The 19,083-nt window shown below is 68.3% G+C and carries 18 protein-coding genes and 1 pseudogene; 10 read left to right on the forward strand and 9 right to left on the reverse strand.

The genetic code is table 11. The annotated features are described in order from the left end of the window. Window position 1: 1 nt before the first annotated feature. Entirely contained in the window at window positions 2-856 is an 855-nt protein-coding gene (locus ACIPEK_RS15185) for an MlaE family ABC transporter permease (RefSeq protein ID WP_401995551.1), read from the reverse strand. Further along, a complete protein-coding gene (locus tag ACIPEK_RS15190) occupies window positions 853-1,842 on the reverse strand; it encodes an ABC transporter ATP-binding protein (RefSeq protein ID WP_401995554.1) in 990 nt (329 codons plus the stop codon). Before ACIPEK_RS15190 ends, ACIPEK_RS15185 begins: the two co-directional genes overlap by 4 nt. A 948-nt stretch (window positions 1,843-2,790) precedes the next feature. Here ACIPEK_RS15190 and ACIPEK_RS15195 point away from each other — a divergent pair. Further along, entirely contained in the window at window positions 2,791-3,723 is a 933-nt protein-coding gene (locus ACIPEK_RS15195) for a hypothetical protein (RefSeq protein ID WP_401995557.1), read from the forward strand. Between the two features lie 538 nt (window positions 3,724-4,261). Here ACIPEK_RS15195 and ACIPEK_RS15200 read toward each other — a convergent pair. Further along, window positions 4,262-5,761, reverse strand: coding sequence for a DUF6801 domain-containing protein (locus ACIPEK_RS15200; RefSeq protein WP_401995559.1), 1,500 nt, complete (start codon window positions 5,759-5,761; stop codon window positions 4,262-4,264). Window positions 5,762-5,900: 139 nt separating this feature from the next. Continuing rightward, window positions 5,901-6,518, reverse strand: a complete 618-nt coding sequence (locus tag ACIPEK_RS15205; RefSeq protein ID WP_401995562.1) for a hypothetical protein — start codon at window positions 6,516-6,518, stop codon at window positions 5,901-5,903. Between the two features lie 773 nt (window positions 6,519-7,291). Between ACIPEK_RS15205 and ACIPEK_RS15210 the strand changes: the two genes are divergently transcribed. The 5 genes and pseudogenes from ACIPEK_RS15210 to ACIPEK_RS15230 all read left to right on the forward strand — a co-directional run bounded on the left by ACIPEK_RS15210 (window position 7,292) and on the right by ACIPEK_RS15230 (window position 12,443). Next, complete coding sequence (locus ACIPEK_RS15210) at window positions 7,292-8,506, forward strand: helix-turn-helix domain-containing protein (RefSeq protein ID WP_401995565.1); 1,215 nt, start codon at window positions 7,292-7,294, stop codon at window positions 8,504-8,506. A 220-nt stretch (window positions 8,507-8,726) separates the two neighbouring features. Then, the gene (locus tag ACIPEK_RS15215) at window positions 8,727-8,990 is read left to right on the forward strand and encodes a hypothetical protein (protein WP_383072865.1); all 264 of its coding nucleotides are present in this window, start codon (window positions 8,727-8,729) and stop codon (window positions 8,988-8,990) included. Window positions 8,991-9,107: 117 nt separating this feature from the next. Further along, a pseudogene (locus tag ACIPEK_RS15220) lies at window positions 9,108-9,291 on the forward strand (acyl-CoA dehydrogenase family protein); the annotation flags it as partial. Window positions 9,292-9,481: 190 nt separating this feature from the next. Next, window positions 9,482-10,309: a hypothetical protein gene (locus ACIPEK_RS15225; RefSeq protein ID WP_401995568.1), complete on the forward strand. Its 828-nt coding sequence runs from the start codon at window positions 9,482-9,484 to the stop codon at window positions 10,307-10,309. Between the two features lie 58 nt (window positions 10,310-10,367). Next, window positions 10,368-12,443 (forward strand): MDR family MFS transporter, encoded by a 2,076-nt coding sequence (locus tag ACIPEK_RS15230; RefSeq protein WP_401995571.1) that lies wholly within the window; start codon window positions 10,368-10,370, stop codon window positions 12,441-12,443. 26 nt (window positions 12,444-12,469) lie between these two features. Here ACIPEK_RS15230 and ACIPEK_RS15235 read toward each other — a convergent pair whose 3' ends face one another. Together ACIPEK_RS15235 and ACIPEK_RS15240 are read right to left on the reverse strand one after the other, a co-directional pair. Continuing rightward, window positions 12,470-12,919 carry a YchJ family protein gene (locus ACIPEK_RS15235; protein ID WP_401995574.1) on the reverse strand — a complete coding sequence of 150 codons (450 nt, stop codon included), beginning with the start codon at window positions 12,917-12,919 and terminating at the stop codon, window positions 12,470-12,472. A gap of 30 nt (window positions 12,920-12,949) precedes the next feature. Further along, window positions 12,950-13,915, reverse strand: coding sequence for a GlxA family transcriptional regulator (locus ACIPEK_RS15240; RefSeq protein ID WP_401995577.1), 966 nt, complete (start codon window positions 13,913-13,915; stop codon window positions 12,950-12,952). A 52-nt stretch (window positions 13,916-13,967) separates the two neighbouring features. Between ACIPEK_RS15240 and ACIPEK_RS15245 the strand changes: the two genes are divergently transcribed. Together ACIPEK_RS15245 and ACIPEK_RS15250 are read left to right on the forward strand one after the other, a co-directional pair. Next, complete coding sequence (locus ACIPEK_RS15245) at window positions 13,968-14,384, forward strand: cupin domain-containing protein (protein WP_401995580.1); 417 nt, start codon at window positions 13,968-13,970, stop codon at window positions 14,382-14,384. A gap of 59 nt (window positions 14,385-14,443) precedes the next feature. Further along, on the forward strand, window positions 14,444-15,937 hold the full coding sequence (locus tag ACIPEK_RS15250; protein WP_401995583.1) for a membrane-associated oxidoreductase: 1,494 nt from the start codon (window positions 14,444-14,446) through the stop codon (window positions 15,935-15,937). Between the two features lie 18 nt (window positions 15,938-15,955). Here the strand turns inward: ACIPEK_RS15250 and ACIPEK_RS15255 are convergent, their stop codons facing one another. From ACIPEK_RS15255 to ACIPEK_RS15265, 3 genes are all read right to left on the reverse strand, one after another. Beyond that, window positions 15,956-16,765: an SAM-dependent methyltransferase gene (locus tag ACIPEK_RS15255; protein ID WP_401995586.1), complete on the reverse strand. Its 810-nt coding sequence runs from the start codon at window positions 16,763-16,765 to the stop codon at window positions 15,956-15,958. Window positions 16,766-16,838: 73 nt separating this feature from the next. Next, window positions 16,839-17,075, reverse strand: coding sequence for a DUF397 domain-containing protein (locus ACIPEK_RS15260; RefSeq protein WP_401995589.1), 237 nt, complete (start codon window positions 17,073-17,075; stop codon window positions 16,839-16,841). After that, window positions 17,075-17,935: a helix-turn-helix transcriptional regulator gene (locus ACIPEK_RS15265; protein ID WP_327271674.1), complete on the reverse strand. Its 861-nt coding sequence runs from the start codon at window positions 17,933-17,935 to the stop codon at window positions 17,075-17,077. The genes ACIPEK_RS15260 and ACIPEK_RS15265 overlap by 1 nt, the downstream gene beginning before the upstream one ends. A 207-nt stretch (window positions 17,936-18,142) precedes the next feature. On the opposite strand from ACIPEK_RS15265, the gene ACIPEK_RS15270 reads away from it, so the two are divergent. Further along, entirely contained in the window at window positions 18,143-18,601 is a 459-nt protein-coding gene (locus ACIPEK_RS15270) for an ATP-binding protein (RefSeq protein WP_401995592.1), read from the forward strand. Beyond that, entirely contained in the window at window positions 18,595-19,035 is a 441-nt protein-coding gene (locus tag ACIPEK_RS15275) for a hypothetical protein (protein ID WP_401995595.1), read from the forward strand. The genes ACIPEK_RS15270 and ACIPEK_RS15275 overlap by 7 nt, the downstream gene beginning before the upstream one ends. The last annotated feature ends 48 nt before the right edge of the window (window positions 19,036-19,083 follow it).

The raw sequence follows: 19,083 nt of genomic DNA on the forward strand, positions 1-19,083 counted from the left end.
CTCAGCTCCCCTTCGCGGGGACGATCTGGAGATAGATCGCCGTGAGGACCATGTTCACGAAGAACAGCAGCATGAAGGTGATGACGACGGACTGGTTGACCGCGTCGCCGACGCCCTTGGGACCGCCGCGCGGGTTCAGCCCGCGGTAGGCGGCGACGATGCCCGCGATGAACCCGAAGATCAGCGCCTTGAACTCGCTGATGTAGAGGTCGGGCAGCTGGGCGAGGGCGGAGAAGCTGGCCAGGTACGCGCCGGGGGTCCCGTGCTGCATGATCACGTTGAAGAAGTAGCCGCCCAGGGTGCCGACGACGGAGACCAGGCCGTTGAGCAGGACGGCCACGAACATGGTGGCCAGGACACGCGGGACGACGAGGCGCTGGATGGGCGAGACGCCCATGACCTCCATCGCGTCGAGTTCCTCACGGATCTTCCGCGACCCGAGATCGGCGCAGATCGCCGATCCGCCCGCTCCGGAGATGAGCAGCGCCACGATGAGCGGGCTGGCCTGCTGGATGACGGCGAGGACGCTGGCGCCGCCGGTGAAGGACTGGGCGCCGAGCTGCTCGGTGAGCGAGCCGACCTGGAGGGCGATGACCGCGCCGAACGGGATGGAGACGAGGGCGGCGGGCAGGATGGTGACGCTGGCGATGAACCAGAACTGCTCGATGAACTCCCGTACCTGGAAAGGTCTTCGAAAGACCGCGCGGGTCACGGACAGGGCGAGCGCGAACAGCTTCCCGGTCTCGCGCAGCGGTGCGAGCAGCCTCGTCGGCTGTTTCTGCACGGGGGCCTGCCGCGGGGGCGTCGCATCGGTGGTGGGTGGCTCGGGGGGCCGCACCGGATTCTCGGCCGTCACGGGCGTGCACCGCCGGCGGCCGGGGTGTAGCTGTTCATGATGGCCGTACGGGCGGCCTCCGGGAGCTGGCCCATCATGCCGAGGACGCGCTCCCGGCGGCGCTGGACGGCCTGGCGGACCGGCATCCCGGGCGAGGGTTCCAGCTGCGGTACGACGGTCCGCGGGCCTGAGCTGTGGTCGTAGGCGCTGCCGTTCAGCTGCTCGGCGGCGAGAGTTGCGGCGTCCTTCTCCTCGGACATGCCGATGGGGCCTTCGCGGCGTCCGGAGAGGAACTGGGAGACGACCGGCACATCACTGGTGAGCAGTACCTCACGCGGCCCGAAGGTGACGAGGTTGCGGCAGAACAGCATCCCCATGTTGTCGGGGACGGTCGCCGCGATGTCGAGGTTGTGGGTGACGATCAGCATCGTGGCATCGATCTGCGCGTTCAGATCGATGAGGAGCTGCGAGAGGTAGGCGGTGCGGACGGGGTCGAGTCCGGAGTCCGGCTCGTCGCAGAGAATGATCTGCGGGTCCAGGACGAGCGCACGCGCGAGACCGGCCCGTTTGCGCATGCCGCCCGAGATCTCACCGGGCAGCTTCCCCTCGGCACCGAGGAGCCCGACGATGTCGATCCGCTCCATGACGATGCGGCGAATCTCGGATTCCCTCTTCCGGGTGTGCTCGCGCAGGGGGAAGGCAATGTTGTCGAACAGCGACATCGATCCGAAAAGGGCACCGTCCTGGAACATGAGCCCGAAGAGTTTACGGGTCTCCATGATGTCTCGTTCGGGACTGTTCACCATGTCGACGCCGTTGATGAGGACGCGACCGCGTTCGGGCTTCAGCAGGCCGATGATGGATTTGAGGAAGACGGTCTTTCCCGTACCCGACGGGCCGAGCATGACGCTGACCTCGCCGGCGGGGAGCGTGAGCGACACATCCTGCCAGATGTTCTGCTTGCCGAAAGACTTGGTAAGGCCTTCGACAACTACTTCGATTCCCATCCCACCTCCTGCATGCGCTCACGAAGTGACAGAAGTGCGCCAAGGGGCGCACGTTAAGTTCACCGGCACCGCCAGGACAAGCCCTTGAACAGCCAATTCGTGAACGACCGGCCCACTTGTCATCCAGTGACAAACTTTCACTCAAATCTTGTAAAGAACTGCGCACTCGCAACAATCGGTGCAGGCTGGGGCCGCCCGGCCCAGGGAGGCCGGAGCCGGGGGACCCCGGAGTGAGAGCGCCGCCCCGCCCGGAAGTACGGAACTGGGGGCTCCCGGGCAGGGAATCCCGGCGTGGGGAGCCACGACGGAGTTCCTTTCCTGACGGGTGAGCAATCTCCGGACCTACCACCCGAGTTGCTGACGAGGGCGACGTTACGGCCGAGTAACCTGGCCCGCAATACCGGTTCTCCAAGTTTTCGCGAGCCCGCATCGAGCCGTCGGGTTCTTTGCATTGTCTGAGCAGGAGCCCAGGGGGATTTATCGGTAAGTGACAAGTTCCTCAGCCCTGGTGGCGAGACCTCAGCGATCACGGCCGGCCACCCAACGACCGTCCGGACCGGCGCGAACGCACAAGCGGGAGCCTGAATTCCGTATAGGTCGCGAGTCGCGACGGCAATCGAGTTCCGCCCTGGGTCCATGCGCACAGATTGACAAGGCGCCCTTGCCCAGTACTCACTCTCTGACGAGAAGTCACATCCGTGGGCAGATTCTCAAACGGCGGGATTGTGCACCAGTGTTTCTCGCCAGTAACCTCACGGCTCGGTGAATGGGGGGTCCGAATCAGCATTGCTCGCTGCGGACCCCGGCACCCGCATTCCGCACACCTATGGTCTGCGCACCCCTCACGCCATGACCGAACCATGCCGGCTTCGGGGCGCCGCAGGCAGACCGAGCAACTCCGGACTCACCGGGCCGCCTCGATGACGGCTGCCTCAAAAAGGGGAAGACATGAGATCTGGTTCGAACCGGGCGCGCGTGGGGCTGTTGGCCTCGTTCACCGCACTCGCCGCCTTCGCGTCCATGGGGTCGGCCACCGCCGCCACGAGTCTGAACGGCAACTGGGCGCCCTTCACCCGCTGTCCGGTGGACGCTCCCGCCATGCTGGCCGCCGACGGGGCGACCGACACCGCCGTCTGCGTCTCCTCGCACTCGGCGAGCGGCTCCATCAAGCTCGGCAACACCGTGGTCCCGGTGGGCGCCAGCGACCTCCAGGTCGGGGTGGTCACGCATCCGGGCGGCGGGGCGACCGTGGTCTCACCTCCGGGCGGCGCGCTGGTCGCCGACTCCGCGCAGATCCCCGGCGGGCTGCTCGGCCTGATGTGCCCCAGCGACATTCCCGTGATCACCGGCATCTGCAACCAGCTGACCGACAACACTCTCAACCGGGTGACCGCCACCATCGAGTCCGTCAACAGCCCCAGCGACTTCCAGCTCCTCGCGGGAACCACCACCGGAAAGCCGATCATCACGCTGCCGGTACGGATCCACCTGGAGAACCCGTTCCTCGGCAACTCGTGCTACATCGGCTCCGCTTCGAACCCGGTCCTGCTCCGCCCGCAGAACCTGACGCGCCCGGCCATCAGCACCCAGCAGTTCGCCGGCGACGGCACCACCGACGCGACCGGTCCCATGGGCCGGATCAGCCTCGTGGGTGCCAACCAGACCGATACGACGTACGCGGTCCCGGGGGCCAGCGGCTGCGGGCTGGGCCTGCTCAACTGGGCGGTGAACCTGAAGACCGGGCTGCCGTCCGCCTCGGGCAACAACAACGTGGTCCTCAACAACGCCCAGACGTATGTCGCGACGATCAACAACCCCGGCAGCGTCGCCCCCGACGCGGGCAAGCTGCTGTCGCAGTACTGGCACTCGGCGGCCCAGTAGCCGTCGGCCGAGCCCTACCCGACGCCCCGGTGGGGTCACGCTCCTGTTGGGAGGTGGCCCCATCGGGGCGTTGAGACGCGTCGGCCGACAAAGAGGGCTCTGCCGACGGCTCACCGCACAGGACACGGTCCCGGACCACCGGGTCGGGTCGGGTCGCGTCGCGTCGGATCGGGTCGGCAGCATCCGGTCCCACCGGATCGCGGAAGAACAACCCCTCACGCTGGAGAACGACCTCGACGACGCGGCGCTCGTCCGTGGTCGCGCAGGCTTCGGCGGTTGCGGCCAGGAGCATCCCGGAGTTGAGGACCCGTCCGGGCTCGATGGTGCCGCCGAGGACTGCGGGAAGGAGTTCCCCGGTGCGGTCGCACGCGGTGACGACACCTCCGCAGACGCTGATGCCGGCGCCGAGCGCAGTGTCCGCGGGGAGTTCGGGCCACCGGCGAGCCTGGCTACTGTGGGTGCCGACGGCGCAGAGCCCGAAGACCGGGGCCGGCCGTTCATGTCGGGCAGGACGTACGTCCTGCCCGACATGAACCGGTCACGAGTCCGTACCGGGCATCTTCGGCATGGTCGGCGGGCAGAGGTTATTGGGTGAACTCGGAATACATGTCGTTCCCTGGTTCATGCTGATCAGGTTTCCGGGGCCCGAGATGGATGCCGTGAACAAGGCATCGAGGTCTTCCTCACCCGTTCCGCAGCCGGAAAACGGCGGAATGTCCACCTTTCCCTCCAGCAGACCTCCTGAGTAGACATTGACGTACTTCGCCCCACCGTTGAGAACCACCTTGTAGGGCCTGACGGTCCTGCAGTTGCTTCCCACGTCCAGAGGGGTTCCATTGACCTTCACGTCGTGGAGGCGCAGGCTCTGCTTGAAGTAGGCGGTGGAAAAGGCGATTCTCTGGGCGCCCGAACCAATGTTCCCGGTGGAGATGGTCATCGGACCGTTCTCGAATTCCACCTTCGCGCTCACCGGCTGGAATCCGAATGTCAAAAAGGTCGATTCGGCATCCGGAAGCTTCAGATTTCCGAGCGAGTCGAGACGGGTGTAGGCACCGCCCTTGGCGCTGGGAGCACGATTCGACGTGTGCTTGATCGCCATGACGCTGATCAATGCCGGGGTGCGGGTGGGGTCGTTCACGATCATGGCCCCATTCAGCTTGAGTACATTGGCGATCCCGACCGCGTAGGCGCAACCGAAGGTTCCGCCCGTGGGCACGTCGGTCTCCCTGGTGGGATCGCCCGGAGGTGCCTGCGGTGCCTCGCTCGAGTCCATCTCCCCCGTGGCCTGCTCGACCGGGCACGGATCGGTGTCCTGCGCCGGGGTGTCCTCCGGCTCGACCATGATGCCGTCACCGGGCCTCTCGCCCGAGTCGCCGTGCTCCGCCGGGCCGGGTGTCCCTGACGTTTCGGCATCCGGCCCGCCCGGCACCGAAACGGTCGCAAGGCGTCCGTCCTGCCCCTCGGCCGGTTCACACGTCACTGTCTCCGGAGCCGACTCGCTCTCCTGGCCCAGTGCCGCCGCGGAGCGAAGGGCGATCCTCAACTCCCCTGCGGTGAACCGGACCTCACCCGGAGCGCCTACCGTCACCGACGGGACTTCGCCCGAGTGGACCATCCTCACCGCACCGTCGGGCGGAAGCGGGGTGCCCGGAGCGCCGAGGTCCGCCCACTGCGCCTGAACCGACTGATCGTTCTGCGCCACCTCCACCGTGAGCATCGCCGTGCTCACCACCGCATCGGCACCGGCCGGGAGCAGCCCGTCGAGATCGGTCCGCGACAGCACCACGGCAACCGTCGCGGGCCCCGGCTGCACGGGCCGGCCGACCTCGCCCGTGGCCGGCACTCCCACCGAGACCTCGACCGTGGCCGCCACGGCCCCGCTCTTCGGTCCGCAGTCGTACGCGAGGGTGACCGGCTTCGTGCCTTCGTCCGCGACGGAGCCGGGTCCGGACAACAGCCCGGCAAGGAGGGCGACGCTCGCGATCGAGGCAAGCCGCATCGACCGCCTGCTGCCCCTCACGGGTGTCTTTGTGTTCATGCCGACGCTGTCCTCCACCTCGTGCGTGCTGCAACTGATCTGCTGCGGCGCCGTCACCCACGACGCCGGAAACGAGAAGGACGGGCCGACGGCGGCAGCATCTGCTCACCGTCGGCCCGTACCCACGCGCTTCCCGGTGCTACGGGGTGGTGATCACCGGCGACGTACCCGTCGATGTCACGGTCACGTGGTACGAGGCGTTGAAGCTGGCCACATCACCGTTATTGATGAGACCGAGGCAGCTGGCGTTGGACGCGACCAGGTCGGTGCCCGAGCCGTCGATGACAAGGTCACCGGTGTTGTTCTGGTAGCGCCCGTAGACCTTGCCCGTGAAGTCGGCACTGCAGCCGATTCCGGAGATGTGGGCCGAGATGGAACTCACGCTGGCATCCACCCAGTTCGAGTTGGAGGCGTTCGGCTTGACGGCGTTGATCAACCACGGCGTCGTCTTCATCGTGACATCGAAGGGAATGCCACCGACCGTGCAATCGGTGAAGGTGATGTTGTTGATGTTGGCGATACCGTTGCCGGTGGCACTGGACGCCTGGAGGACTCCGGCCTTCACGTCGGAGGACGCACACTCCAGTGACGCCAACGGTACTTCCAGCGTGGGGAAGTCGGCGTGCGCGGTGTAGGCCCCCGACGGCGTGATCGTCCATGTCGTCGCGGTACCGGCCGAGGCCGTCGACACCGTCATCCCGATGGCCGCACCGAGGGCGGCGGTTACAACTGCGGCTCTGCGTGCAAGGGTGTTCACGGATCTGTATCCCTTCAGGATATGCGGCCCGGCGCCGGAGCTCGCCTCCGGCCGGATTCGGCGGAACTCGCGGGGCGGGGTCACAGGACAGAGAAGTGGCAGTCCGACCTGACCGACTGCGCGACCACTTGCGTTCGGCGGAGACGCTACGGGCGAGTAATGTTGCACCGCAACACTCGGGACGAAGAATCTCCGAAAGCACTCTTCCCGGTCAATATTTTGTTCCGACGCGAGTACGGTCTCCTGGATTCTTATCCAGAAGTGAGTGGTTCCGGCCCGACGGCGGTGCGTCGCACGCCCGCCGGATCGACCGATCGGCGCCGGGCCCTCCGGCAACTCCCCACGTCAAATCCCCTGCCGCGAGACGATGCCAGTCCCTGCTGGCATGCTGCACGACCGCCCGTTGCGCGGGCCCTTGACTTCGCCGCGCCTGCACAGTCGAATTATCACGGGAATACCGATCGCGACTCGCTCCCCATTACAGGTGACGGCCGTACAAGGATTTCCCGGCGCTCCGGGAATTCCTTGTCACCCCGCGCCGAACCCCGTTGCGGGCCCGCTCCGGCCGCCGGAACTCCGGCCGTCCCGGGGCATGTGCGGCCCGGCCCCGGCACGGCAATACGTGCCCCTTGCATCTCGTGCTGTCACAACTGTGTCCACGCGCCACTGCTTGGACTATCTTCAGCAGCCCACGTTGGTACGCACCTGACGGCTTGGGAGCGCTCCTCCCACGGCCCACCCCCATCGGGCGCCGGAGAGCAAGGGATGCAGACATGCCGGGAGTTGTACAGCCCTCGGACCTCGGAGAACCACTGGGACCGCTGCCGCAGGAGTTCGCCGCGATCGTGCGGCCCGAACTCCCCAGCCTGATCAAGGAGATCGGGCTGGAGGTGACGCGCGCCTACCCCGAATATGCGCGACTGCTCGACGGTCCCTACGGCCAGGGCATCCGGGTCGGCGTCGAGCAGAGCATCTCCGTCTTCGTGGACCAGGTCGCCGAGCCGGCCGCTCCCTCCGCACTGCGCGACGAGATGTGCCGCAGGTTCGGCAGGTTCGAGGCGTACGAGGGCCGCAGTCTGGACCAGTTGCAGGGCGCGTACCGACTGGGCGCCCGGATCGCGCTGCGCCGGGCCAAGAAGGTGGGCAGGCGCTACAACCTCTCCCCCACGATGATGCTCACCTTCGCCGATGCCCTCTTCTCGTACGTCGATGAGCTCGAAGCACTTTCCCGCGAGGGCTACTTGGAGGTCCGGGCGGCCTCCGGCGACCACACGGACACCCTTCGGCGGCGTCTGCTGCATCTGGTACTCGCCGGCCGGCCCGTGCCCCGTACCGCCATCGCCGAACTCTGTGAGCAGACCGGCTGGGTACTGCCCGACGAGGTGACTCTCGTCGCGGTACGCCCCTCGGCGGAGCTGGGGCGGCTCGGCGCCGACCGCGACGTCCTCGTCGACTTCACCGACCCACAGCCGCACTTACTGATCCCGGGACCGTTCGACGAGATGCGAAGACGCATGCTCGATCACGCGCTCCCGGGTGCCCGCGCCGCAATCGGCCTGACCGTTCCCACCGCCCTCGCCTCGGACTCGGTCCGCTGGGCCCGTCGCGTGCTCGAACTCGTCGACGCAGGCGTCATCGACGACGCACCGGTCATCCTCTGCGAGGACCACCTCATCACCCTGTGGCTCCTCTCCGACCCGGTCCTCCTGGACCAGCTCGCACGGCGTGAACTCGCCCCGATGGCCGGTATCAGCGCCAATCGGCGCGAGCGGCTGACCGAGACCTTGCGGATCTGGCTCGACACCCGTGGCACCGCCGCCCGGATGGGCGAGCTGCTCGACGTACACCCGCAGACCGTCCGCTACCGGATGCGCAATCTGGAATCCATCTTCGGCGAGCAACTCGTCGACCCCGAGTCCCGGTTCTCGACCGAGGCCGTGCTCCGCGCAATGCGGCTGCGTGCGCGCGGCGACGACACACCACTCTGACCGGCGCAGCGCGGTCCCCGACCCGAGCACGTTCCTCACGCGGAGTCAACTTACTTACGCGTAAGGGGAAATAGCCGGTCACTCCCAAACGGTTGCCACACGGAGACGTTCTCAACGAGAAACCCGGAAGTGCGTCCCGTACATATGGAGAAGTCGGCCGCCCACTCGGCGGCCGCACCGAGAACCGCCTCCTGGCCGGCCATCCGAGAGGGAACCCCCCATGACCGCCTCGCACCTCCTCGTCCCCGTGCCGATCCCGGACCGGGTCGCCGCGCTGATCGGGTCCTGCATCCCGCCGCACATCGTGGAGGCGGAGTTCGATGCCGAATGCGCCGCGCGCGAGGTGCGCAGGTTCCGCGGCCCGCGGCTCTGCGTCGAGGACCAGGCCGACCGCGAGCAGTCACTCGCCGAGCTGGCCCGCGCCAACAAGATCCTCGCCGCCCACCACCCCCGGCTGCCGGTGCGCCCCGGCAGCTCCTGGTGAGCCGCCCGCACTTCCCCCACTCCGCTCCCGCCTTGGCGAAGGGGCGGCGCGCCCCTACCTTTGTCTCGCCGGCCTCGGGCCTGACCCGCTACTTCGACATCCCGAAGGCCTGAGCCCGTGAGCTGCTTCTCGCTCGCCCTCACCGAGGAGCAGCAGGATCTGCGCAACTGGGTGCACGGCTTCGCCGCCCAGGTCGTCCGCCCCGCGGCCGCCGAGTGGGACGCACGGGAGGAGACCCCGTGGCCCGTCATCCAGGAAGCCGCACGGATCGGCCTGTACGGCTTCGAATCCCTCGCGGCCCTTGTGGCCGCATCCGGGTCACCGCCCGGATTAGGACCGGCCGCGCCCGGCGTGAGAATGTCGGGCAGTGGCGGCGATTGCGATGCGGTCGACTCGTCCGGGGCGAACCTCATCACCTCCGGGACCGTGCCGGGCAACGCCGTCGACGTCATTGATCCACTGTCCGCCGACACACCTCATGGGGGAACGCCATGCCCGCCGGCCCGCGCCCGTCCGTCCTCTTCGTCACCGACCTCGCCTACGAGGCCCGCGGTCGCCGTTACTGCGACGAGGACATCTATCTGACGTCGCGGCTGCGCGAGGAATTCGATGTCGCGCTCTGTCACCCCCGGGACGCCGGCGCGCTGCTCGACGGTTTCGACGCGGTCGTCGTGCGCAACAGCGGTCCGGTGCTGCACTACCAGGAGGCGTACGACGCGTTCTGCGCGCGGGCGCGGGAGCTGGGCGTACGCGTCTACAACCCGCTGCACGGCCGCGGGGACATGGCGGGCAAGCAGTATCTGGTCGATCTGAGCCGGGCCGGATACCCGGTGATCCCCACGGTGGACCGGGCGCCGGATCTGGGGCTGCTGCCCGCGGCCGCGGAGTACGCGGTCAAGCCGAAGCTGGGGGCGGACTCGGTCGGGCTGCGGTTCATACGGGAGGCCGCGCTGCCGGAGGGCGAGGACGGCACGCTGCTCGTCCAGCCGCGGATCGACTTCCGTTACGAGATGTCGTTCTACTTCATCGACCGCGACTTCCAGTACGCGCTGTACGCACCGCATCCGGAGCAGCGGTGGGTGCTGGAGCCGTACGAGCCGAGCGCGGAGGATCTGGGGTTCGCCCGGAGTTTCGTGGAGTGGAACAGTCTCGGCCATGGCATCCAGCGGGTCGACGCCTGCCGGACCGCAGCGGGCGAGCTGCTGCTCGTCGAGTTGGAGGACCTCAATCCGTATCTCTCGCTGGACCGGGTGGCGGAGCCGGTGCGGGAGGCGTTCGTGACCCGTATGAAGGCTTCCGTGCGGGATCTGCTGGCCTGACGCCACGTCCGGCCGTCCCCCACATGCGGGGGACGGGGGCCGGTGTGAGGGTGCAAGCGTGACCACTGCCAGCGAGACCGCCCCCGCCGCGCAGAGTGCCGCCGCGCCACCCGTACTCGATCCGCGCCGCAGGAACATCGTCTTCGCAACGATCGTGCTGGGGATCCTGCTGGCCGCCCTGGATCAGACGATCGTCGGCACCGCACTGCCGACGATCGTCTCGGATCTCGGCGGCGCCGCGCATATGTCCTGGGTGGTCACCGCGTATCTGCTCGCCGAGACGGTGGCGACGGTCCTGGTCGGCAAGTTCGGCGACCTGTTCGGCCGGAAGATCATCTTCCAGCTGTCGGCGGTCATCTTCATCACCGGCTCGTTCCTGTGCGGCCTCGCGACCAATATGACGCTGCTGATCATCTGGCGCGGACTGCAGGGAATCGGCGCGGGCGGGCTGATGGTCACCTCGATGGCGCTGATCGCCGATGTGATCCCCTTGCGCGAGCGCGGCAAGTACCAGGGTGCGCTTGGTGCGGTCTTCGGGGTGTCGACGGTGATCGGGCCGCTGCTGGGCGGGCTCTTCACCGACCATCTGAGCTGGCGCTGGGCGTTCTACGTCAATGTGCCGATCGCGATCGTGGTGGTCATCGCCGCCGCCCGGACGATCCCGTCGGTGAAGGCCGCCGGGCGGCCCGTGATCGACTATCTGGGCATCGCGATGGTCACGGTCGGCGCGAGCGCACTGATCCTGGCGACCAGCTGGGGCGGCAATGAGTACGCATGGGGATCGCCCGTCATCATCGGTCTCTTCGCGGGCGGCGCCGTGGCCCTGGCGCTCTTCTGCCTCGTGGAGTTCCGGGCCCGGGAACCGATGCTGCCGATGCGGCTGTTCCGGAATCCGGTGTTCACCGTCTGCTCGATCCTGAGCTTCATCGTGGGCTTCGCGATGCTCGGCGCGATGATCTTCCTGCCGACGTATCTGCAGTACGTGGACGGCGATTCGGCGACCCTGTCGGGTGTGCGGACACTGCCCATGGTCATCGGGCTGCTCGTCGCCTCGATCTTCAGCGGCAATGTGGTCTCCAGGACGGGCCAGTACCGGATCTTCCCCGTCGTGGGCTCGCTGATCATGGCGGTCGGGCTGTTTCTGCTCTCCCGGATGGGCCCGGACAGCGGAGTGTGGCTGGAATCGCTCTACATGCTGGTGCTCGGTGTCGGCATCGGCCTGTGCATGCAGGTGCTCACGATCGCGGTGCAGAACACGGTCGACTACTCGGATCTGGGTACGGCGACGTCGGGCGTGACGTTCTTCCGTACGCTCGGCAGCTCCTTCGGTACGGCGGTCTTCGGCACCATCTATGCCAATGTGCTGAAGCCGAATCTGACCGACGGCGTCGCGGCGGCGACCCGGGCGGGCGGCGACCCCGCGGTGCTGGCGAAGGCCGCGCGGAGCCCGCACGGGCTGCACAGTCTGCCGGCCGCGCAGTCCGCGCCACTGGCCCGGGCATACGCCGACACACTGCACACCGTGTTCCTGTGGACGGTGCCGGTCGCGGTCCTGGGGTTCGTCGTTGCGCTCTTCCTGAAGCAGGTGAAGCTGCGCGACACGGCGCGGGTCGGCTCGACGGACATGGGCGAGGGATTCGCCCAGCCCGGCGCCGGTGACTCGGCCAGGCTCCTGGAATTCTCCGTGGCCAAAATCCTGCACGGAGCGGGCCGGGACACGGCACGGCGGATCGTCGCGGAGTCGGACACCCGGCTGGACATGGCAGGGGCCTGGGCGGTGATGCAGGTCGAGCTGTTCACCCGGTTGGTCGGCCATGCGGGCCTGAACCTGATCGCGACCCGGCACCGGCTTCCGCCGGAGGTGCTGGTGCCGGTCTTCGACCGGATGATCGAGGAGGGCTATCTCACCGGCGACGGTCACCTGTTCATGCATACGGCCGCCGGGAGCCGGGAGGCCGCGGCGATCAACGACGCGTCGGCGCGGTGGCTCAATGAGCGCCTGGACGAGAACGGGGCACGCCCGGACGACCGGCAGCTGCGGGCGGCGGTGGATGTGATCGCCAAGCGGTTACTGGCGGAGGACCTGACGCAGGAGCTCTCGCCGGAGAAACCGCGGGTGGCGGCCGCCATCTGAACGGGCCCGGTCACCGCGCGGCCGGGTCAGTCGACGAAGACCGCCGTCGAGTACACCCAGGCCCCCTCGTACCGGACGAAGCGGCTCTTCTCGTGGAGCGATTCCGGCCGCCCGTTGTCGGTGCAGTGCGCGCGGAAGGTGACCGTACCTGTGGTGTGGAACGCGCTGCCGTCCGTCGTCTCCAGGATCTCCAGGCGCACCCACCGCATCCCGGGATCGAAGTCGACGGCGGGCGGCCGGGTGTCGGGGTGCCAGGTGCGGAGCAGATACGCCTCGTTCCTGACGACGAATGCGGCGTACCGGGAGCGCATCAGCGCCTCGCAGGTCGGCGCTGCGACGGACCCGGCGTGCAGGCGGCCGCAGCAGTCGGCGTAGGTGGCGGGCAGGCCGCACGGGCACGGCGACTCCGCGGTGATCGCGGGCGTCCGCGTTCTGGCGGTGGCGGACCGTTTCGGTCGGGTGGTACGTCGTGACATGCGTCCATTGTCACCTGCGGCCCGGCCGGTTCAGCCGGCCGGGGTGAAGCGGCGACGGTACTGGCTGGGGGTCAGTCCGGTGCGGCGGCGCAGCTGGGTCCGCAGATTCGTCGCCGTGCCGAGTCCGCTGGTGCGGGCGACCACGTCGAAGCGTTCCTCGCCGCGCTCCATCAGCCGGCAGGCGAGGGTGATCCGGCGTTCGGTCAGCCAGCCGAGCGGGGTCGTGCCGAGCTGGGCACGGAAGCGGCGGTGCAGGGTGGCCGGGCTCACGGCGGCGCGGGCGGCGAGGCCGGTCACCGTGAGGTCCGTGCCGAGGTGCTCCTCGGCCCAGTCGAGGAGCGGGCCGAGCGAGGTGTCGGAGACGTCGGGCAGGGGGTGCTCGACGAACTGGCGCTGGCCGCCGTCACGGTGGACCGCGAAAACCAGACGGCGGCTCACAGCGGCCGCGATCTCCGCGCCGTGGTCGGAGCGGATGATGTGGAGACCGGTGTCCAGGGCGGCGGCGCTGCCGGCTGCGGTGATCACCCGGCCGTCGTCGACGAACAGCACATCGGGGTCGAGGTGGACCTGCGGGTGGCGGGCGATGAAGGCGTCGGCCCAGCGCCAGTGGGTGGTGGCCCGTCGACCGTCCAGCACTCCGGCGGCGGCCAGCGTGAACGTACCCGTACAGAAGCTGACCAGCCTGGCTCCCCGGGCGTCCGCGCGTCTGATCGAGTCGAGGACGGCCGGATCGGGTTCGGTCTCCGGGTCGGGGCGGTTCGGCACGATGACGGTGTCGGCGCGGTCCACGGCATCGAGCCCGGCGATACCGGAGAGCTGGAAGAGACCCTGGTGCATGCGCACGGTCGGGGTCTCGGCGCACAGCTCGAATTCGTACCAGGGCACGGGCAGCTCGGGACGGCGCAGCCCGAAGAGTTCGGTGGCCACGCCCATCTCGAAGGGGTTGGAGCCGGCCGAGACGATCATTGCGACCCGGTGCGAGGATTCTTGCGCCATATGCGATTCCTAGCACTCACGGAGGGCCCGGCCAAGGCCGAGGATGGGGATCATGAGCAATGACACGACGAAGACCGCGCCCGGCCCCATCCTGCTGAGCGATGCACTGAAGACGTTCGAGGCCCTGTGGAGCCCGCGGATCGTGGCCCGCGTCAACGACTACGACGTACGGATCTCCAAGGTCCGCGGTGAGCATGTGTGGCACGTCCATGAGGACACCGACGAGTTCTTTCTCGTGCTCGACGGCACGCTGGACATCCAGTTGCGCGAGACGGACGGGGAGCGGACCGTCACTCTCGCCCGTGGCGCGGTGTTCGTCGTTCCGCGCGGGACCTGGCACAAGCCGTCCGCCGCCGACGGGGCCTCGGTCCTGTTCTTCGAGCCGTCCGGTACTCCGTCGGTGGGCGACCGGCACGACGAGGTGCCCGGCCATGTGGATGTGACGACCGGCCATGCCCTGGGCAGCTGAACGGGGCGGTGACCCGGCGGGGTTGACACTGTGACGGGCCGCGGGTCAGAGTCCCGCCGATGGAGATCACCGAGCTGACCCCCGCCGAACGCCGCGTACGGGATGCCTTCCCGCGCGGCGTGCCCGTCGACTTCCGTACGGGCGTGGAGACCGAGGACGACCCGGAGACCGGAGCCGGCTGGGGGCCGGAGCGCACGGTACGCGGCGAGGTGCTGCGGGCCCTGCTGATCAGCGGCCGGCAGGAGGACGGCGAGGTGGCCGCGCTGCGTGTGATGGGCGCACGCATCTCGGGCACCCTGAACGTGCGGTATGCGACGGCCGAGTACGCGGTGCTGCTGGCCGGCTGTCACTTCGAACAGGCGCCGAATCTGTACGGGGCGCAGCTGCGCCAGCTCAACCTCAGCAATTCGGTGCTCCCGGGCCTGGCCGCCGCCACCGTCCGGATCGACGGCGTACTGAGGCTCACGGACTGCCGGATCTCCGGCCCGGTCCGGCTCGGCGGTTCGAGGATCACCCAGGCGTTGTTCCTCGACCGCACCCGGATAGGGGTGAACGCCGACGGTTCGACGGCGGACAACGACGAAGCGGTAGCGGTCCTCCAGCTCAATCATGTGATCGCCGGGGACGACATGTGGCTGCCGGCACTCGTCGTGCACGGCGAGTGCCGGCTCGACGGTGCCGCCGTCACCGGGCAGGTCCTGCTGAACGACGCCGAGTTGCTGAATCCGGGGGCGACCGCCCTCCAGGCGGAGACGCTGACGGTCGGCACGGATGTCCACGCGATGCGGATCCGGGTCGAGGGGCGGACCAATGTGCGCGGCAGCCGGATACCGGGGCAGCTCAACCTCGCGTACGCGCGGCTTTCGAACCCCGGCGGCGTCGCCGTGCGTGCCGGCAGTTGCACGGTCGGCGAGCTGTGGCTCCGGGAGGCCGCCCCGATCCGGGGAAGGGTGAATCTGCGCCACGCGCAGATCGATCTCATCCACGCCCACCCTGCGGTCTGGCCGCGCGATGTCCGACTCGACGGGCTGACGTACACCACTCTGCTCCCCCATCTGCCCGCCGAGCAGCGGCTGCCGCTGCTCGGGCGCGAGGAGGAGGGATACGTTCCATACGCGTACGAGCAGTTGACGGCGGCGTACCGGCGGATCGGTGACGACGACGCGGCACGTACCGTGCAGCTCGCCAAACAGCGCACCCACCGCGCCACCCTGCCGGGATACGCGAGGGTGTGGGGGTATCTGCAGGACGTCACCGTGGGATACGGCTTCCGGCCGGTGCGCGCGGCGGCCTGGCTCTTCTCGCTGCTGCTCATCGGGTCGCTGGCGTACGGACTGCACCGTCCGCCGCCGCTGAAGGCCGGCGAGGCCCCGCCGTTCAGTGCGTCCTTCTACACCCTGGATCTGCTGCTGCCGATCATCGACTTCGGGCAGGAGAAGGCGTTCAACCCGCAGGGCTGGTACCAGTACCTGTCATATCTGCTGATCGCGGCCGGGTGGCTGCTCGCGACGACGATCGCCGCGGGCATCACCCGGTCGGTCAGCCGTCAGTGACGGCGCGGGGCCGGGCGGTCAGGCCTTGCGGGCTACGCCGGCGTAGCCCGGGATCGGCTCGTCGCCGGGGACGTCGATGGCCTCGCCGAGTTCCGGATGCCAGTCCGCGGAGAGCGTGACACCCGGCTCGACGAGTTCGAGTCCGTCGAAGAACGTGGTGAATTCGGCGTGGGAACGCAGGCGCAGTGTCATCCCGCGAGCCTTGTACAGGGCGGATGCCTGCGCCGCACGCTCGGGGTCGAAATCCCCGGTGGTGTGCGAGAGAATCAGGTAGCTGCCGGAGGGGAGCCGCTCGACCAGGCGGTCGACGAGTTCGGCCGCGCCGTCCTCGTCGTCCAGGAAGTGCAGCAGGGCCAGCAGCGACAGCGCGATCGGCTTGCCGAAGTCGAGGACCTTGCTGGCCTGCTCCAGGATGACTTGCGGCTTGCGGGCGTCCGCCTGGATGTACTCGGTGGCGCCCTGTGGGGTGGAGCGCAGCAGGGCCGCCGCGTGTGCGAGGACGATCGGGTCGTTGTCGCAGTAGACGATGCGCGCGTCCGGGGCGGTCCGCTGGGCGATCTGGTGGAGGTTCGGCTCGGTGGGGATGCCGGTGCCGATGTCGAGGAACTGGCGGATGCCGTTCTCGGCCAGCCACCGGGTGGCCCGGTGCATGAAGGCCCGGTTGACCCGGGCCATGTCGCGCCCTCTGGCGTCGAGGGCGAGCAGCTGCTGGGCCATCTGTTCGTCGACCGGGTAGTTGTCCTTGCCGCCGAGGAACCAGTCGTACATCCGGGCGGGATGCGGCTTGCTGGTGTCGATCTCGATGGCTTGGGGTTCGTGCCCGGTCATAGCGCGCTCCATGGGTCCATAGGTCGGCGAACAACAAGAGTGTGGGGCGGGGAGGGACTCCGGTACTGCGGATTCAGGTGAGAAGGAAGTCCGCCTGGCCGGACTTGGCCCCCTGGATGAAGGCGGCGATCTCACGGTGGGAGTAGATCAGGGCGGGGCCGTCGGGATCGGCGGACTGGCGCATGGCGACTCTGCCGTCCGACAGCTTCATGGCTTCGACGCAATTGCCTCCGTTCCCACCGCTCCACGGCTTGTACCAGCCCTCGGAGCCGAGTTCGGCGGCCGGCATGCCGTTGTATATGGGTTCCATCACAGCTCCTTGCGGAAGTCCCGGAGGATTTCCTTCGTGCGTTGTGCAGTTGCGGCCTGAGCCGCCATGCGGTCCATGACTTCGAGGTAGGAGGCCACCTCGGGGCGCGCGTCGAAGTAGACGGCTCCGGTCAGGTACTCGCTGTAAACCATGTCGGGGAGTTCAGGGACGCCGAAGCGGAAGAGGACGAAGGGGCCGTAGGTGCCCGGATGGTGACCGGTCGAGAATTCCGCAATCTGCAGCGTCACATGCGGCATCTCGGTCGCTTCGAGCAGCCGGTCGATCTGTCCGCGCATGGCGTCGACGCTGCCGACGGGACGGCGCAGCACCGTCTCGTCCATCACCACCCACAGCTTCGGGGAGTCCGGCCTGGTCAGCAGGGACTGACGCTCCATCCGCAGCGCCACATGGCGTTCGATGTCCTCGGGCCTGGTCTGGCCGACGGCTCCGGTGCGCATCACCGAGCGCGCGTAGTCCTCGGTCTGCAGCAGTCCGGGGACGAAGTGCGGCTCGTACATGCGCAGGAGGCTCGCGGCGCCCTCCAGGCTGACGTACATGCTGAACCAATCGGGCAGCACATCGTGGAAGCGCTGCCACCAGCCAGGTTTATTGGCTTCCTCGGCGAGCTCCACGAAGGCGTCGGCCTCGTCGTCGGCGATCCCGTACGCCTTCAGCAGCAGCTGGACGTAGGGGATCTTGAGAGCGACCTCGGCGGTCTCCATCCTGCGTATCGTCGCAGGTGCGACCCGCAGCACCTTGGCAGCCTGGTCACGGCTCAGGCCGACACGCTCCCGCAGATCCTGCAGGCGTTTGCCGAGAACGACCTGACCCACGGTCGGGGCGGACCGCGGTTCGCTCACTTCAGACCTCCCGATGCGCTGTTTGCCAGCAGTCTGCCATGCGCAGGCCGTCCAAGACAGAACCACTCTGAAATTTTCAGAGTGCCCCTTGCCAAGTGTTCTCGACAGGGGGAGAGTTGGTGAGTGAACCAGTTCACGTAGTCACGGCCGCCCTCATTTGCGTGGGACCGCGGAGTGTGACGCAGCCCCCACTGTGAGGAATCGGTTGTGGCACCTGGCAGCGCGCTTATCCCCCGGCTCATGGATCTCAGACCCGGGACGGAAGCGCTCCGGTACTGCTTCGCGCTGCCCGCGCACCCCGAGTCGGTAGCCGGTGCACGGCGGCTGACGAGGGCTCGGCTCGGCGAGTGGCGGCTGGACGAGGACACGCACGAGGCGGCGATCCTGATCGTCTCGGAACTGGTCACCAACGCGGTGGTGCACACCGAGAGCGCTCGCGTCGTGTGCGAGCTGCACTACCTCGACAGACGGCTTCGCATAGCCGTACAGGACCAAGGACATCAGCCCGGCGGGCCGCAGCTGTGCCGCACCGCCGACGACGAGCACGGACGCGGCTTGCTGCTCGTCGACGCGATGAGCAGCTCCTGGGGTTCCCGCGACGCGGGCAACGGCTCGGGCCGCATCGTCTGGGCAGAACTGCCGCACGGCTCGGAGCGGTCATGTTGAAGAACGCAATGTCCCACCTGCTCGGAGCACGCCGCTCCCGTGAGCCCCAGCGAGCCGTCGCCATGGGCACAGTGCAGTTGTCACTGCCCCCCGCGCTGTCGGCGAGCCTGGGCTGCGACGCGGTGGGGGTGCCGTCCCGGTACGGCTTCCGGCTCATGTCTCATCTGCCACGCACCGGTTGCGTCTTCGCGGACGCCGACCGCTGGTGGTGGATCGTGCCTGCGGGCTCCGACCTCGATCTGGACTGGCCCGCGCAGGCCGCCTATGCGAAAGGGGCCCGTGTTCCGGCAGTACGGCCCCGGCTGATCCACCAGCCCGACAACCGCACGCCGTACACCCCGCCCATCCCGCTCTTTCTGATGGTGTGCCAGCTCACCGGTGTGACGCCGTCGTGGGCACCGTCCGGCGGGGCACGCGCCGTCTCCGCTCCCTGACGCAGCGGGAGGGAACGGGGTTCCCTCAGGAACCCCGCCCCCTCCGCT

This window comes from Streptomyces sp. NPDC088246 (assembly GCF_044741025.1).
GTDB lineage: Bacteria > Actinomycetota > Actinomycetes > Streptomycetales > Streptomycetaceae > Streptomyces.